Here is a 15,138-nt window from a genome sequence, read left to right as displayed (position 1 = left end):
AAGCGCAGCCTTTCCTTGCTGGCGGGACGGAAATGATCGGCGTAGATTGGGTGTTGTTAAAAAGTGGAATGAGTCCAGACTAGCTTCCCGGGGGCACCCTGATGGCCATCATCGAAACCGAGGCGCCACTGCACGAGGCGCACCGTGACAACCACACCCACCGCGACGTGAACGGCGGCTGGCTGCGCCCCGCCGTCTTCGGCGCGATGGACGGACTGGTCTCCAACCTCGCCCTGATGACCGGTGTCGCCGGCGGTACGGCGAGTCAGCAGACCGTGGTGATCAGCGGACTCGCCGGTCTGGCCGCCGGCGCCTTCTCCATGGCCGCCGGCGAGTACACCTCTGTCGCCTCCCAGCGCGAGCTGGTCGAGGCCGAGCTGGACGTGGAGCGCCGCGAGCTGCGCAAGCACCCGGCCGACGAGGAGGCCGAGCTGGCCGCGCTCTACGAGGCGCGCGGCGTCGAGCCGGAGCTGGCCCGCGAGGTGGCCCGCCAGCTGTCCAGCGACCCCGAGCAGGCGCTGGAGATACACGCCCGCGAGGAGCTGGGCATCGACCCCACCGACCTGCCCTCGCCGACGGTCGCGGCCGTGTCCTCGTTCGGGTCCTTCGCGCTCGGCGCCCTGCTCCCCGTCCTGCCGTTCCTGCTCGGCGCCAGTGCGCTGTGGCCCGCCGTACTGCTCGCGCTGGCCGGACTGTTCCTGTGCGGCGCGGTGGTCGCCAAGGTCACGGCCCGCAGCTGGTGGTACAGCGGCCTGCGGCAGCTCGCCCTCGGCGGCGCGGCGGCCGGTGTGACCTATCTCCTGGGCGGCCTGTTCGGAACGGCCGTAGGATAGCCCGGCTCGAACTTATGCGGCGGGCCGTATAAGTAGCCGTTACTCGCTGGTTTCGAGCACGTAATCTCCGGGCATGAGCCGTAAGCGCTGTGGGCAATGAAGCCTGCCGTGCACCTCGTGGAGTGGGCGACGACGCCCCCTCCGCCCCCCTCGGACCGACGGACATCGATCTGTTCGCCTCGGTCTCCATAGCTTCCACCGCGGGTGCGGCACCCCCACCGCCATCCTTCGGTGTCCGCATGCTGGAACGGATTGTCCCGTTTACCGAGAACCAATCCATCATGTAACCTGCACCAAATTTCGCACCCACCGCAGAGGGCCAACGTCGTCCCTCGGCACCTGCACATGCCAGATGACGACGACGGGAGAGCCGATGCGTACGCCGCGCCAGCCGTCCCAGCACTCCGAGAGTGGCCAGAACTGGTCCTTCATGGATGCTCGCCCTGCTGCCCAGGGTATGTACGACCCCCGCAACGAACACGACGCGTGCGGCGTCGGTTTCGTCGCCACCCTTACCGGCGAGGCGTCCCACACCCTGGTCGACCAGGCCCTCACCGTGCTGCGCAACCTGGAACACCGCGGCGCCACCGGCTCCGAGCCCGACTCGGGCGACGGCGCGGGCATCCTCTCCCAGGTGCCCGACGCGTTCTTCCGCGAGGTGGCCGGATTCGAGCTGCCCGAGGCCGGGGCGTACGCCGTCGGCATCGCCTTCCTGCCGGTCGACGGCACCCAGGACGCCGTCTCGCGCATCGAGACGATCGCCGCGGAGGAGGGCCTCACCGTCCTCGGCTGGCGCGAGGTCCCGGTCGCCCCGCAGATGCTGGGTGCCACCGCCCGCTCCACCATGCCGGTCTTCCGCCAGATCTTCGTGAGCGACGGCGCCTCGCGGGGCATCGCCCTGGACCGCAACGCCTTCGCGCTGCGCAAGCGCGCCGAGCGCGAGGCCGGCGTCTACTTCCCGTCGCTGTCCGCGCGGACCATCGTCTACAAGGGCATGCTGACCACCGGCCAGCTGGAGCCGTTCTTCCCGGACCTGTCCGACCGCCGCTTCGCCTCCGCGATCGCGCTCGTGCACTCCCGGTTCTCCACCAACACCTTCCCGAGCTGGCCGCTCGCCCACCCGTACCGCTTCGTCGCGCACAACGGCGAGATCAACACGGTCAAGGGCAACCGCAACTGGATGCGCGCCCGCGAGTCCCAGCTGGCCTCGGACCTGTTCGGCTCCTCCGCGGACCTGGAGCGGATCTTCCCGATCTGTACGCCGGACGCCTCGGACTCCGCCTCCTTCGACGAGGTCCTGGAGCTGCTCCACCTGGGCGGGCGCTCGCTGCCGCACTCCGTGCTGATGATGATCCCGGAGGCGTGGGAGAACCACGACTCCATGCAGCCGGACCGGCGCGCCTTCTACCAGTTCCACTCCACGATGATGGAGCCCTGGGACGGCCCGGCCTGCGTCACCTTCACCGACGGCACCCAGGTCGGCGCCGTACTCGACCGCAACGGTCTGCGCCCCGGCCGCTACTGGGTCACCGACGACGGCCTCGTCGTCCTCGGCTCCGAGGTCGGCGTCCTCGACATCGACCCCGCCAAGGTCGTCCGCAAGGGCCGCCTCCAGCCCGGCCGGATGTTCCTCGTGGACACCGCCGAGCACCGCATCATCGAGGACGACGAGATCAAGGCCCAGCTCGCCGCCGAGCAGCCGTACGGCGAGTGGATGGAAGCCGGCGAGATCGAGCTGTCCGACCTGCCCGAGCGCGAGCACATCGTGCACACCCACGCCTCGGTCACCCGCCGTCAGCAGACCTTCGGGTACACCGAGGAGGAGCTGCGCGTCATCCTCGCGCCGATGGCCAAGGCCGGTGCCGAGCCCATCGGCTCCATGGGCACCGACTCGCCGATCGCCGCGCTCTCCGAGCGTCCCCGGCTGCTCTTCGACTACTTCACCCAGCTCTTCGCCCAGGTCACCAACCCGCCGCTGGACGCCATCCGCGAGGAACTGGTCACCTCCCTGCGTTCCTCGCTCGGGCCCCAGGGCAACCTGCTGGACCCGACGGCCGCCTCGTGCCGCAGCGTCCTGCTGCCCTTCCCGGTGATCGACAACGACGAGCTGGCCAAGCTCATCCACGTCAACGCCGACGGCGACATGCCCGGCTTCAAGGCCGCGACCCTCTCCGGTCTCTACCGGGTGCACGGGGGCGGCGACGCGCTGGCCGCGCGCATAGAGGAGATCTGCGCCGAGGCCGACGCCGCCATCGAGAACGGCGCCCGGCTGATCGTCCTGTCCGACCGCCACTCGGACGCCGAGCACGCGCCGATCCCCTCGCTGCTGCTCACCGCGGCCGTCCACCACCACCTCATCGGCACCAAGCAGCGCACCCAGGTGGGCCTGCTGGTCGAGGCCGGCGACGTCCGCGAGGTCCACCACGTCGCCCTGCTCATCGGCTTCGGCGCCGCCGCGGTCAACCCGTACCTCGCGATGGAGTCCGTCGAGGACCTGGTCCGCGCGGGCACCTTCCTGTCCGGCATCGAGGCCGAGCAGGCCATCCGCAACCTGATCTACGCCCTCGGCAAGGGCGTCCTCAAGGTCATGTCCAAGATGGGCATCTCCACCGTCGCCTCCTACCGCGGCGCCCAGGTCTTCGAGGCCGTCGGCCTGGACGAGGCCTTCGTCGCCCAGTACTTCAACGGCACCACCACCAAGATCGGCGGCGTCGGCATCGACGTCGTCGCCAAGGAGGTCGCCGCCCGCCACGCCAAGGCGTACCCGGCCAGCGGCATCGCGCCGGCCCACCGCGCCCTGGACATCGGCGGCGAGTACCAGTGGCGCCGCGAGGGCGAGCCGCACCTGTTCGACCCCGAGACGGTCTTCCGCCTCCAGCACTCCACGCGCTCCGGCACGTACGACGTCTTCAAGAAGTACACCGAGCGCGTGAACGAGCAGTCCGAGCGGCTGATGACGCTGCGCGGCCTGTTCGGCTTCAAGTCGGACCGGCAGCCGATCTCCGTCGACGAGGTCGAGCCCGTCTCCGAGATCGTCAAGCGCTTCTCCACCGGCGCCATGTCGTACGGCTCCATCTCCCAGGAGGCGCACGAGACCCTCGCCATCGCCATGAACCAGCTGGGCGGCAAGTCCAACACCGGTGAGGGCGGCGAGGACCCGGAGCGCCTGTACGACCCGGCGCGCCGGTCCAGCATCAAGCAGGTCGCCTCCGGCCGCTTCGGCGTCACCTCCGAGTACCTGGTCAACGCCGACGACATCCAGATCAAGATGGCCCAGGGCGCCAAGCCCGGCGAGGGCGGCCAGCTGCCCGGCCACAAGGTCTACCCCTGGGTCGCCAAGACCCGGCACTCCACCCCGGGCGTCGGCCTGATCTCCCCGCCGCCGCACCACGACATCTACTCCATCGAGGACCTGGCCCAGCTGATCCACGACCTGAAGAACGCGAACCCGCAGGCGCGGATCCACGTCAAGCTGGTCTCCGAGGTCGGCGTCGGCACGGTCGCGGCGGGTGTGTCCAAGGCGCACGCGGACGTGGTGCTCATCTCCGGCCACGACGGCGGCACGGGTGCCTCGCCCCTGACGAGCCTCAAGCACGCGGGCGGCCCCTGGGAACTCGGCCTCGCCGAGACCCAGCAGACCCTGCTGCTCAACGGCCTGCGCGACCGGATCGTCGTGCAGACCGACGGCCAGCTCAAGACCGGCCGCGACGTCGTCATCGCCGCGCTGCTGGGCGCCGAGGAGTTCGGTTTCGCGACCGCGCCGCTCGTCGTCTCCGGCTGCGTCATGATGCGCGTCTGCCACCTGGACACCTGCCCGGTCGGCATCGCCACCCAGAACCCGGTGCTGCGCGAGCGGTTCTCCGGCAAGGCCGAGTACATCGTGAACTTCTTCAAGTTCATCGCCGAGGAGGTCCGCGAGATCCTCGCCGAGCTGGGCTTCCGCTCCATCGAGGAGGCCGTCGGCCACGCCGAGACCCTCGACGTGACCCGCGCGGTCGACCACTGGAAGGCGCAGGGCCTGAACCTGGAGCCGCTGTTCCACGTGCCCGCGCTGGCCGAGGGCGCGGTGCGCCACCAGGCCGTCGGCCAGGACCACGGCCTGGAGAAGGCGCTCGACAACCAGCTGATCAAGCTCGCCTCCGACGCGCTGGCCGCCCCGGACGCCACCCAGGCCGCCCCGGTGCGCGCCCAGGTCGCGATCCGCAACATCAACCGCACCGTCGGCACCATGCTCGGCCACGAGGTGACCAAGAAGTTCGGCGGCGGCGGTCTGCCCGACGACACCGTCGACATCACCTTCACCGGCTCCGCCGGCCAGTCCTTCGGTGCCTTCGTCCCGCGCGGCATCACCCTGCGCCTGGAGGGCGACGCCAACGACTACGTCGGCAAGGGCCTGTCCGGCGGCCGGATCGTCGTCCGCCCCGACCGGGGCGCCGACCACCTCGCCGAGTACTCCACCATCGCCGGCAACACCATCGGCTACGGCGCCACCGGCGGCGAGATGTTCCTGCGCGGCAAGGTCGGCGAGCGCTTCTGCGTCCGCAACTCCGGCGCGCTGGTCGTCTCCGAGGGTGTCGGCGACCACGGCTGCGAGTACATGACCGGCGGCCACGCGGTCGTCCTCGGCGAGACCGGGCGCAACTTCGCGGCCGGCATGTCCGGCGGCATCGCCTACGTCGTCGACCTCCACCGCGACAACGTCAACGTCGGCAACGTCGACGCGATCCAGGCCCTGGACGACGCCGACAGGGACTGGCTGCACGACGTGGTGCGCCGCCACGCCGAGGAGACCGGGTCCACGGTCGCCCAGAAGCTGCTCGCCGACTGGCCCGTCGCCGTGGAGCGCTTCAGCAAGATCATCCCCAGCACGTACCAGGCAGTGCTCGCCGCCAAGGACGCCGCCGAGCGAGCCGGTCTCTCCGAGACCGAGACCACCGAGAAGATGATGGAGGCGGCGACCAATGGCTGATCCCAAGGGCTTCCTGAACCACGGACGCGAGGTCGCCAGGACCCGCCCCGTCGACGAGCGCGTCAAGGACTGGAACGAGGTCTACGTCCCCGGCTCCCTGCTGCCGATCATCAGCAAGCAGGCCAGCCGCTGCATGGACTGCGGCATCCCGTTCTGCCACAACGGCTGCCCGCTCGGGAACCTGATCCCCGAGTGGAACGACTACGCCTACCGCGAGGACTGGTCGGCGGCGTCCGAGCGCCTGCACGCCACCAACAACTTCCCGGAGTTCACCGGCCGTCTGTGCCCCGCCCCGTGCGAGTCGGCGTGCGTGCTCGGCATCAACCAGCCGCCGGTCACCATCAAGAACGTCGAGGTCTCGATCATCGACAAGGCGTGGGAGACCGGGGACGTCGCCCCGCAGGTCCCGGAGCGCCTGTCCGGCAAGACCGTCGCCGTCATCGGCTCGGGCCCGGCGGGCCTGGCCGCCGCCCAGCAGCTCACCCGGGCCGGTCACACCGTCGCCGTCTACGAGCGCGCGGACCGCATCGGAGGTCTCCTCCGCTACGGCATCCCCGAGTTCAAGATGGAGAAGCGGCACATCAACCGCCGCATAGAGCAGATGCGCGCGGAGGGCACCCGCTTCCGCACCGGCGTCGAGATCGGCCGCGACCTCAAGGCGACCGACCTGAAGAAGCGCTACGACGCCGTCGTCATCGCCGCCGGTTCCACCACCGCCCGCGACCTGCCGGTCCCCGGCCGCGAGCTGAACGGCATCCACCAGGCGATGGAGTACCTGCCGCTGGCCAACAAGGTCCAGGAGGGCGACTACGTGGCGCCCCCGATCACGGCCGAGGGCAAGCACGTCGTCGTCATCGGCGGCGGCGACACCGGCGCCGACTGCGTGGGCACCGCCCACCGCCAGGGCGCGGCCTCCGTCACCCAGCTGGAGATCATGCCCCGGCCGGGCGAGGAGCGGGACGCGGTGCGCCAGCCGTGGCCCACCTTCCCCATGCTCTACAAGGTCACCAGCGCCCACGAGGAGGGCGGCGAGCGGGTCTACGCCGTCTCCACCACCCACTTCGAGGGCGACGAGGACGGCAACGTCCAGTGGCTGCACATGAGCGAGGTCGAGTTCATCGAGGGCAGGCTGACCCCGAAGCCGGGCACCGAGCGCAAGATCCCGGCCCAGCTGGTCACCCTCGCCATGGGCTTCACCGGCACCGACAAGGACAACGGTCTCGTCGACCAGTTCGGCCTGGCGCTCGACGAACGGGGTAACATCGCCCGGGACGCCGACTTCCAGACCAATGTGCCGGGTGTGTTCGTCGCCGGTGACGCCGGCCGCGGCCAGTCGCTCATCGTCTGGGCGATCGCCGAGGGCCGCTCGGCCGCGCGCGGCGCCGACCGCTTCCTGACCGGGGCCAGCGACCTGCCGGCCCCGATCCGCCCGACCGACCGCGCCCTCGCGGTCTGACGGACGGAACAACCGAAGAACGTCCCGCACAAAGGCGTGCGGAACACTGATGGCGCCTGCCCCGTCCCCGACCGGACCAAGGGCAGGCGCTGTCGCATGCTCAGGGCACCCGGTAGGCGTCCCCGTACATCTCCCACTCCAGCGGCGTCGCCAGCCTCATGTTCCCGGCGGCGAGGAACCGGCGCTGGGCCGTGTCGACGCGGGAGGTGTCGATGCCCGGACGCTTGGCCCGCATGGCCTGCTCGCGGACGTCCAGGAAGGTGCCCAGGTAGGCCTTCTCGTCGCCGCCCTGCCCCGGCGTCCTCGCCTCGGCCATGGCCCGCTCGCGCAGCCCGTAGAAGCCCTCGGCGTCCGTGTCGGGGCCGTGGAAGACCATCGCGTCGTAGTAGACGAACTGGCCGAGCGTGCCCAGGCCGTCCAGCTTGGCCAGGCGCACCGCCGGTTCGAAGTAGACCCGGTCGCGCTCCTCCTCCTGGGCCGCGCGGAACGCCGGGACCTCCGCCTCCGCCTTCCAGGCCGCGGTGAAGCCCGGGTCCAGGCCCTCGTGGGAGTCGCTGCCGTCGACCTCGCGCAGGGCGGGCAGGTACGCGGCCAGGCCGTTGCCGGGGTGGGCCTCGGTGTAGCGCTCGACCAGGGTGAGCAGGTCGTGGGTGCCGGTGCAGAAGCCGACGATGCCCGCGGTGTACCCGTCGCCGTCCCCGAGGTCCTCGATGCTGCCGTAGGCGGTGCGCCACCTCGTGGTCGAGTTCTCGGCGCTGGACACGAGCTGCTGGGCCAGCTCCTTCTTCGCCGGTGCGGCGAGGCCCGGCGGCAGGTCGGCGATGAGCGCGTCGTCCGCCGCCCGCTCCTCCTCCGCCCGCTCCTTGGCGTCGTCGCGGGCCGACCCGGCGGTGGCCGGGGACGACGAGGACGCGGCGGCCGCGGTGTCCGCGGGCTCCGCCGAACCGTCCGGCACGGCGAGGTACACGCCCGCGGCGATCACGGGCAGGGCCCCGAGGAGCAGCACTCCGGCACGTTTCACAGGGGGACACCTCTCATGGGGGGACGGCTCGTACAGCGGGTGGCTCTCACAGGGGAAGACCCCCGCCCGTCAGCTCGGACACCTTGACCGCCGCCGTCACCGCCAGCAGCAGCACCAGCGCGGCACCCGCACCGGCCTGCACCGCCACCCGGCGCCCGTCCCGGGGCGCGTGGGCGAACGCCAGGGCCAGCGCGCCGCCCACCAGCAGGCCGCCGAGGTGCCCCTGCCACGAGGTGAACCAGGCGGAGACCACCAGCCACAGCAGCAGCCCGGCCATGAAGCGGCCGACCCGGGCCATGTCGGCGCCCAGCCGGCGGTGCAGCACGTAGTACGCGGCCCCCACGCCGAAGACGGCACCCGACGCGCCGACCGAGGACTGACCGGGGTCGGTGAGGACCAGCTCCAGGACGGAACCCCCGAGCGCCGACAGCAGGTAGAGGGCGGCGAACCGGACCCGGCCGAGCATCAGCTCCACCACCCGCCCCAACTGCCACAGCGCGACCATGTTGAGCGTGACGTGCAGGATGCCGAACGTGCCCTCGAAGGGCGACTGGTGGAGGAAGGCGCTGGTGAGCATCCGCTCCCACTCGCCCCCGGCGACACCTTCCACCCGCAGGGGGCCGGAGCTCAGGACCAGGCCGTCGCCGGCAAGGGGGGTGCCGTCCGGAGCGACCAGCCGCGAGCCGACCATGGCGAACCGGTCCACGATCTCCGGCCGCACCACCTCCGCCAGATACGCGAGCACGGTGAACGCGAACAGCGCGTACGTCACCACCGGCGTCGTCGACACCCGGCCGCCGGCGAGGGTCCGGGCCTGCCGGACCGACCGCGCCCCCTCCTTCACGCACTCGGGGCACTGGTGGCCGACGGGCGCCGCACGCATGCAGTCGGGGCAGATGTACCGCTCGCAGCGGGTGCAGCGGACCTGGCACTCCACCGCGGGATGGCGGTAGCAGGTGGTGGCGGTGGACTCGGAATCCACGGGGCCGGCTCCTCGGGACGGGCGGACGGTGAGCCGGTGGGGACGGCGGCGAACAAAATAGCGAATGCTCGGGGACCGGCGCAGCGGCGGGGTGCGCCGTGCCGTAACCTCGGCACCCGGATGCCGCAGGGCAGGGGTGACGGGGGAGTCCGCATGGCCGCGATCAGTCTCACCAAGGTGCGGGAGACGGCGCCCGCGCTGGTCGATCTGTACAAGACCGCCGGGGTGTCGCTCACCAAGCACGGCATGGCGGAGACCCGGGCGGCGGTCTACCTCGTCGTCGACTACTCCGGCTCCATGAAGCCGTACTACAAGGACGGCAGCGTGCAGGCGCTCGCCGACCGGGTGCTGAGTCTGTCCGCCCACCTCGACGACGACGGCACCGTGCCCGTGGTGTTCTTCTCCACCGACGTCGACGCCGTCACCGAGATCGCGCTCGCCGACCACCAGGGCCGCATCGAGCGGATCGTGGCCGGCCTCGGACACATGGGCAAGACCAGCTACCACCTGGCCATGGACGCCGTCATCGACCACTACCTGGACAGCGGCGCCCGCCACCCCGCCCTGGTCGTCTTCCAGACCGACGGCGGCCCGATCAACCGGCTCGCCGCCGAGCGGTACCTGTGCAAGGCGGCGCCGCTGCCGCTGTTCTGGCAGTTCGTCGGCTTCGGCGATCCCGACAGCCGCCAGTTCGAGTACCTGCGCAAGCTCGACGAACTGGCGGTGCCCGGCAAGCGGGTGATCGACAACGCCGGCTTCTTCCACGCGGGCCGCGACCCGCGCAAGGTGACCGACGCCGACCTGTACGACCGGCTCGTGGGCGAGTTCCCCCAGTGGCTGGCGGCCGCACGCGCCCAGGGGATCGTCCGGCCCTCCTGAGCACGGCGGTCAGTGCCGCAGGGAGAAGCCCAGCACGACCCGGGCCGACACCTCCACCGCACCCGGAGCCAGCGCGCCGGGCGGGCCGCCGCCCGCGGAGGCACGGAACGCGGCGACGGGCTCCGACTCCACGTCCTGGATGTGCAGCACCGGACCCAGCCGCGCGTCCGCCGCCTCCGCGTACACCTGGGCCTTGCGGCGGGCCGCGGCCACGGCCCGGCGCCGTGCCTCGTCGAGCAGCGCCTGCTTGTCGCGCACGTCGAACTCCACGCCGTCGATCCGGTGCGCGCCCGCGTCGACCACGTCCGCGATCAGCCGCTCGAGGTCGTCCAGCGCCCCGGTCTCCACCGCGTACGAAGCCTGGCACCGGTACCCGAGCAGCGTCCGGCCACCGCCGTGACCGTTGTACTCCGAGCTGAGGTTCAGCCGGGAGCCCGAGACCGAGGCGTCCGGCACCCCGTGCCGGCGCAGTACCTCCCGCAGCCGGGCCACGGCCTCCCCGGCCCGCTGGAAGGCCTGTTCTGGCGACGGTTCCAGCACGTCCACCGCCGGGCGGACCCGAGCGAGTGACGGCTCGGCCCGCACCGTGCCCGAGCCGAACACGCTGATGCCCCAGGGTTCTTCGATGGCCTGTGTCATAGGGGCATTGAAGCAGCGCGCCCCCGCCCGGCGCGCCGGATCACGTGTCGCACTCCAGCACCGTCCGGCACAGCCCGCACCGCGCCCGGACCCGCCCGCGCACCGGCACCCTGATCCGCTGGTGGCAGGTCGGGCAGGGGAACGACACCCGGAGCCGGCCGGGCGGCTCGGCGGTGAACGAGTAGGGGTCGCCGTCCGCCGGCGCCCCGGCGGCGTGCGGGTCCTGCGCGTGCCGGCGGTCCCGGGCGTAGCGGCGGCGGCCCGCCCAGCCGGCCGCGGTCAGCGGCGGCTGCTGCTCGTCCCGGCGCGCCCGGGCCAGGCCCTTGCCGTACGCCGTGTAGGCCTGCGGACTCGTGAACCACACCGAGGGGTCCTCGCCGAACAGCAGCGCCCGCTTGGCCAGCACGTAACCGAACTCCTCCGGCGTCAGGTACCCCAGCTTCTGCGAGGTCGCCGCGTCCTCCCGGTAGGCGTCGAGCAGCAGCCAGCCGGCGCCCAGGTACGTCGTCGCCGTGTCGGTGAGGATCTCGTTGTCCCGGGTGGAGGGGAAGGACAGGTCGAGGCGGTGCAGGTACACGTGCATCACCTCGTGCGCGAGGGCCGCGCCGATGTCCCGGCGATGGGTGCGGAAGCGGTCGTTCAGCTCGATGAAGTACTCCGGGCCCGCCGTCAGCTCCACGTTGGCCGCGTGGGTCATCTCGCGGAACGAGACGATCATGCGGGCGTCGGGCAGCCGGTAGTGCCGCACCAGCTCGTGCGCCACCCGCTGCGTGCCCAGGTACAGGTCGTCCGTGTCGCAGAACGCCACGTCCACCGGGGCCACACTGGCCGAGAACGTCCGGACGGTGTCGTACGACAGCCGCCGGTACAGCGCCGTGACCGCCTCCCGCACCGTCTCCAGGTGCGGGAACCCGTGCTCGACCGGTCCGCCGTTCGCCACGCCCGACCCCCAAGACGCCTGGACCCTGCCTCCTGAAACCCTGCCCCCACTGTACGAGGAACGTACGGCGTTCAGCGCCTGAGACGGTCTGCGACAGCCGGGCCGGCGCCCGTAGGGTGTGCGCCCATGACCACCAGCAACACCGGTACCGGTGCCGTCGAACCCGCCGTCCGCGAGGAGCTGGCCCGGCTGCGGGACAGCATCGACAACATCGACGCGGCCGTCGTCCACATGCTCGCCGAGCGCTTCAAGTGCACCCAGCAGGTCGGCCACCTCAAGGCCCGCCACCGGCTGCCGCCCGCCGACCCGGCCCGGGAGGCCCAGCAGATCGCCCGGCTGCGCACCCTCGCCGAGAGCGCCAAGCTGGACCCGGCATTCGCCGAGAAGTTCCTGAACTTCATCGTCGCCGAGGTGATCCACCACCACGAGCGCATCGCGGAGAGCAACGGCGGCGGCGCGCGGGCCGCCGACTGAGACGGGTGTGCGCCCCCGTCCGCGGGGGCGCACACCCGGGGAGCGCGACGACCGCCGCGACGGGCCGGACATACGGCGCGTACCGAACCGCCTCTGTGCCCTGCCCACCGCATCAGGCAGCATGTCGTGCATGTCCGTACTGACGCGCGACGAAGCGCAGACCCGTGCCCGGCTCCTCGACGTCCACCACTACGCGATCGACCTCGATCTGACCCGTGGGGACGAGACCTTCGGCTCCCGGACCGTCATCCGGTTCACCGTCCGCGGCGACACGGACAGCACGGACACGTTCGTCGAGGTCAAGCCCGCGGAGCTGCGCACCGTCACGCTGGACGGGCACCCCCTGGACCCGGCCGCCCTGGACGAGAACCGGCTGGCGCTGAAGAACCTCGCGCCCGGCGAGCACGAACTGCGCGTCGAGGCCGCCATGCGCTACTCCCGTACCGGCGAGGGCATGCACCGCTTCACCGACCCCGCCGACGGCGAGACCTACGTCTACACCCAGCTCTTCCTCGACGACGTCCAGCGGGTCTACGCCGCCTTCGACCAGCCCGACCTCAAGGCCGTCTTCGACCTCACCGTGACCGCCCCCGAGGGCTGGACCGTCCTCGCCAACGGCGTCACCGAGCACACCGGCGACGGCCGCTGGAAGGCGGCCCCCACCCCGCTGATCTCCACCTACCTCGTCGCCGTCGCCGCCGGCCCCTGGCACTCCGTGCGCACCGAACACCGCGGCCTGCCCTTCGGCATCCACTGCCGCCGCTCGCTCGCCCCGCACCTGGACGCGGACGCCGACGAACTCTTCGAGGTCACCCGGGCCTGCTTCGACCGCTACCACGAGAAGTTCGACGAGCCCTACCCCTTCGACTCCTACGACCAGGCGTTCGTCCCCGAGTTCAACGCCGGCGCCATGGAGAACCCCGGACTGGTCACCTTCCGCGACGAGTTCGTCTTCCGGTCCGCCGTCACCGACACCCAGCGGCAGACCCGCGCCATGGTCATCGCCCACGAGATGGCCCACATGTGGTTCGGCGACCTCGTCACCCTGCGCTGGTGGGACGACATCTGGCTGAACGAGTCCTTCGCCGAGTACATGGGCTACCAGACCACCGCCGAGGCCACCCGCTTCACCGACACCTGGACCGACTTCGGCGTCACCCGCAAGGCCTGGGGCTACGACGCCGACCAGCGCCCCTCCACCCACCCCGTCGCCCCCGAGGACGTCCAGGACACCGCCTCCGCGCTGCTCAACTTCGACGGCATCTCCTACGCCAAGGGCGCCTCCGCCCTGCGCCAGCTCGTCGCCTGGCTCGGCGAGAAGGACTTCCTGGCCGGCATCAACACCCACTTCGAGCGGCACAAGTTCGCCAACGCCTCCCTCGCCGACTTCATCGACTCGCTGGCCGCCGCCACCGACCGCGACGTCCACGCCTGGGCCGACGCCTGGCTGCGCACCACCGGCGTCGACACCCTCGTCCCGAGCGTCACCGGCGACAACGGCAGCCGCACCCTCGCCGTCCAGCACGCCGGCGAGCGCCCCCACCGCATCGCCGTCGGCCTCTACGACCAGGACCCGGGCGACGAGGGCCGCCTCACCCCGCGCGAACGCCTCGACATCGACGTCCCCCAGGCGGAGCCCCGGCCCATCGGCAAGCTTCCCGCCCTGGTCGTGCTCAACGACGGCGACCTGAGCTACGCCAAGATCCGCTTCGACGCCGACTCCTTCCGGACCGTCCGCGAGAGCCTGTCCGGACTGCCCGACCCGCTCACCCGGGCTGTCGTCTGGAACGCCCTCAGGGACGCCGTCCGCGACGGCGAACTCCCCGCCGCCACCTACCTGGACATCGCGCGGGCCCACCTCCCGCACGAGACGGACCTCGCGCTCGTCGACGGCGTCCTCGCCTTCGCCGCCGGACAGGTCGCCGACCGCTACGTCGCCCCCGGGCAGCGGCCCGCCGCCCTGCACACCCTCGCCGAGCTGTGCCGCGACCTCATCCGCCGCACCGAGGACGGCGACCACCCCGGACTGCGCCTGATCGCCGTGCGCCACCGCATCGCGACGGCCGCCCACCCCGACACCATCGCCGCCTGGCTCGCCGACGGCATCGTCCCCGGCGGCCCCGAACTCGACCCCGAGCTGCGCTGGCGCATCCTCACCCGGCTCGCCGTCCTCGGTGCCACCGACGAGGACGCCATCGCCGCCGAGCTGGCCGGCGATCCGAGCGCCACCGGCCAGGAGGGCGCCGCCCGCTGCCGCGCCGCGCTGCCCGACGCCGACGCCAAGGCCCGTGCCTGGGAGGCCATGTTCGCCTCCGACGACCTCTCCAACTACCTGTTCACCGCCACCGCCCAGGGCTTCTGGCAGCCCGAACAGGCCGACCTCGTAAGGGAGTACGTACCGCGCTACTACACCGAGGCGGTCGCGCTCGCCGCCCGCCGCGGCCCCGCCATCGCCGACGCCGCCGGCCGCTGGGCCTTCCCCGCCCACGCCGTCGACGCCGACACCCTCCGCCTCGGCCGGGAGTGCCTCGCCGACGCCGACCCGATCCCCGCCCTGCGCCGCAAGCTCACCGACCAGCTCGACGACCTGGCGCGCGCACTGCGGGTGCGGGAGGCGAACACGGACTGACGCACCGGACGCGGCCGGTCCCGCCCCCGGGCGCGGGGGACCGGCCGCGACCCGGCCGCGACCCGGCCGAGAGCCGCCGGGATACCCCTTTCGGGTTGTGATCACTGAGCTGTCCGGGCGTACCCGCCCTTCCGCGTGGAAGCTGGAACCCCAGCCCCCGTGCCCGGAGGACAGCTCATGGGCATGCCGCCCCTCGCCTCGGGCCCGCACGGCACCGACGCCCTGCGGCCCCTGCTCGACACCGTGCTCGACGCCCTGCGCGCCGGCACGGCCGCACGCGGCGGCCCGCTGCCCGCGGGCGGCCCCGGTGCCGTCG

General features: G+C 72.0%; 10 protein-coding genes and 1 pseudogene. 7 read left to right on the top strand and 4 right to left on the bottom strand.

Annotated elements, in window-relative coordinates; translation table 11 throughout:
• Nucleotides 1-101 precede the first annotated feature (101 nt).
• From BZZ08_RS32775 to BZZ08_RS32765, 3 genes are all read left to right on the top strand, one after another.
• A complete protein-coding gene (locus tag BZZ08_RS32775; RefSeq protein WP_104635833.1) occupies nucleotides 102-833 on the top strand; it encodes a VIT1/CCC1 transporter family protein in 732 nt (243 codons plus the stop codon).
• A 430-nt stretch (nucleotides 834-1,263) separates the two neighbouring features.
• Nucleotides 1,264-5,802 (top strand): glutamate synthase large subunit, encoded by a 4,539-nt coding sequence (gene gltB, locus BZZ08_RS32770; protein ID WP_104635849.1) that lies wholly within the window; start codon nucleotides 1,264-1,266, stop codon nucleotides 5,800-5,802.
• Entirely contained in the window at nucleotides 5,795-7,258 is a 1,464-nt protein-coding gene (locus BZZ08_RS32765) for a glutamate synthase subunit beta (RefSeq protein WP_104635832.1), read from the top strand. Before gltB ends, BZZ08_RS32765 begins: the two co-directional genes overlap by 8 nt.
• Before the next feature lie 100 nt (nucleotides 7,259-7,358).
• Here BZZ08_RS32765 and BZZ08_RS32760 read toward each other — a convergent pair whose 3' ends face one another.
• Both BZZ08_RS32760 and BZZ08_RS32755 read right to left on the bottom strand, forming a co-directional pair.
• A complete protein-coding gene (locus BZZ08_RS32760; protein WP_104635831.1) occupies nucleotides 7,359-8,279 on the bottom strand; it encodes a chitosanase in 921 nt (306 codons plus the stop codon).
• Nucleotides 8,280-8,325: 46 nt separating this feature from the next.
• Nucleotides 8,326-9,261, bottom strand: coding sequence for a rhomboid family intramembrane serine protease (locus BZZ08_RS32755; protein ID WP_104635830.1), 936 nt, complete (start codon nucleotides 9,259-9,261; stop codon nucleotides 8,326-8,328).
• 153 nt (nucleotides 9,262-9,414) lie between these two features.
• Here BZZ08_RS32755 and BZZ08_RS32750 point away from each other — a divergent pair, with 153 nt between their 5' ends.
• Nucleotides 9,415-10,140 carry a vWA domain-containing protein gene (locus BZZ08_RS32750; protein ID WP_198601831.1) on the top strand — a complete coding sequence of 242 codons (726 nt, stop codon included), beginning with the start codon at nucleotides 9,415-9,417 and terminating at the stop codon, nucleotides 10,138-10,140.
• Between the two features lie 9 nt (nucleotides 10,141-10,149).
• Here the strand turns inward: BZZ08_RS32750 and BZZ08_RS32745 are convergent, their stop codons facing one another.
• The gene (locus tag BZZ08_RS32745; protein WP_198601830.1) at nucleotides 10,150-10,779 is read right to left on the bottom strand and encodes an SIMPL domain-containing protein; all 630 of its coding nucleotides are present in this window, start codon (nucleotides 10,777-10,779) and stop codon (nucleotides 10,150-10,152) included.
• A 40-nt stretch (nucleotides 10,780-10,819) separates the two neighbouring features.
• The gene (locus BZZ08_RS32740; RefSeq protein WP_104635828.1) at nucleotides 10,820-11,719 is read right to left on the bottom strand and encodes a hypothetical protein; all 900 of its coding nucleotides are present in this window, start codon (nucleotides 11,717-11,719) and stop codon (nucleotides 10,820-10,822) included.
• Between the two features lie 126 nt (nucleotides 11,720-11,845).
• On the opposite strand from BZZ08_RS32740, the gene BZZ08_RS32735 reads away from it, so the two are divergent.
• The 3 genes and pseudogenes from BZZ08_RS32735 to BZZ08_RS39705 all read left to right on the top strand — a co-directional run.
• Nucleotides 11,846-12,193 carry a chorismate mutase gene (locus BZZ08_RS32735; RefSeq protein ID WP_104635827.1) on the top strand — a complete coding sequence of 116 codons (348 nt, stop codon included), beginning with the start codon at nucleotides 11,846-11,848 and terminating at the stop codon, nucleotides 12,191-12,193.
• Between the two features lie 130 nt (nucleotides 12,194-12,323).
• Entirely contained in the window at nucleotides 12,324-14,822 is a 2,499-nt protein-coding gene (gene pepN / locus BZZ08_RS32730) for an aminopeptidase N (RefSeq protein ID WP_198601829.1), read from the top strand.
• 177 nt (nucleotides 14,823-14,999) lie between these two features.
• Nucleotides 15,000-15,138: pseudogene (locus BZZ08_RS39705) on the top strand (aspartate aminotransferase family protein); the annotation flags it as partial.

Origin of the sequence: Streptomyces sp. MH60 (assembly GCF_002939385.1) — a bacterium.
GTDB lineage: Bacteria > Actinomycetota > Actinomycetes > Streptomycetales > Streptomycetaceae > Streptomyces.
Note: the sequence above shows the minus strand (reverse complement) of the source record. Positions and strands in the feature narration are given on the sequence as shown.

What these genes read in the sequence shown, in the direction of transcription:
- BZZ08_RS32775 (WP_104635833.1), top strand. Translation starts at nt 102, where the DNA reads ATGGCCATCATCGAAACCGAGGCGCCACTGCACGAGGCGCACCGTGAC.
- BZZ08_RS32735 (WP_104635827.1), top strand. Translation starts at nt 11,846, where the DNA reads ATGACCACCAGCAACACCGGTACCGGTGCCGTCGAACCCGCCGTCCGC.
- BZZ08_RS32750 (WP_198601831.1), top strand. Translation starts at nt 9,415, where the DNA reads ATGGCCGCGATCAGTCTCACCAAGGTGCGGGAGACGGCGCCCGCGCTG.
- pepN (WP_198601829.1), top strand. Translation starts at nt 12,324, where the DNA reads ATGTCCGTACTGACGCGCGACGAAGCGCAGACCCGTGCCCGGCTCCTC.
- BZZ08_RS32745 (WP_198601830.1), bottom strand. Translation starts at nt 10,779, where the DNA reads ATGACACAGGCCATCGAAGAACCCTGGGGCATCAGCGTGTTCGGCTCG.
- gltB (WP_104635849.1), top strand. Translation starts at nt 1,264, where the DNA reads ATGGATGCTCGCCCTGCTGCCCAGGGTATGTACGACCCCCGCAACGAA.
- BZZ08_RS32765 (WP_104635832.1), top strand. Translation starts at nt 5,795, where the DNA reads ATGGCTGATCCCAAGGGCTTCCTGAACCACGGACGCGAGGTCGCCAGG.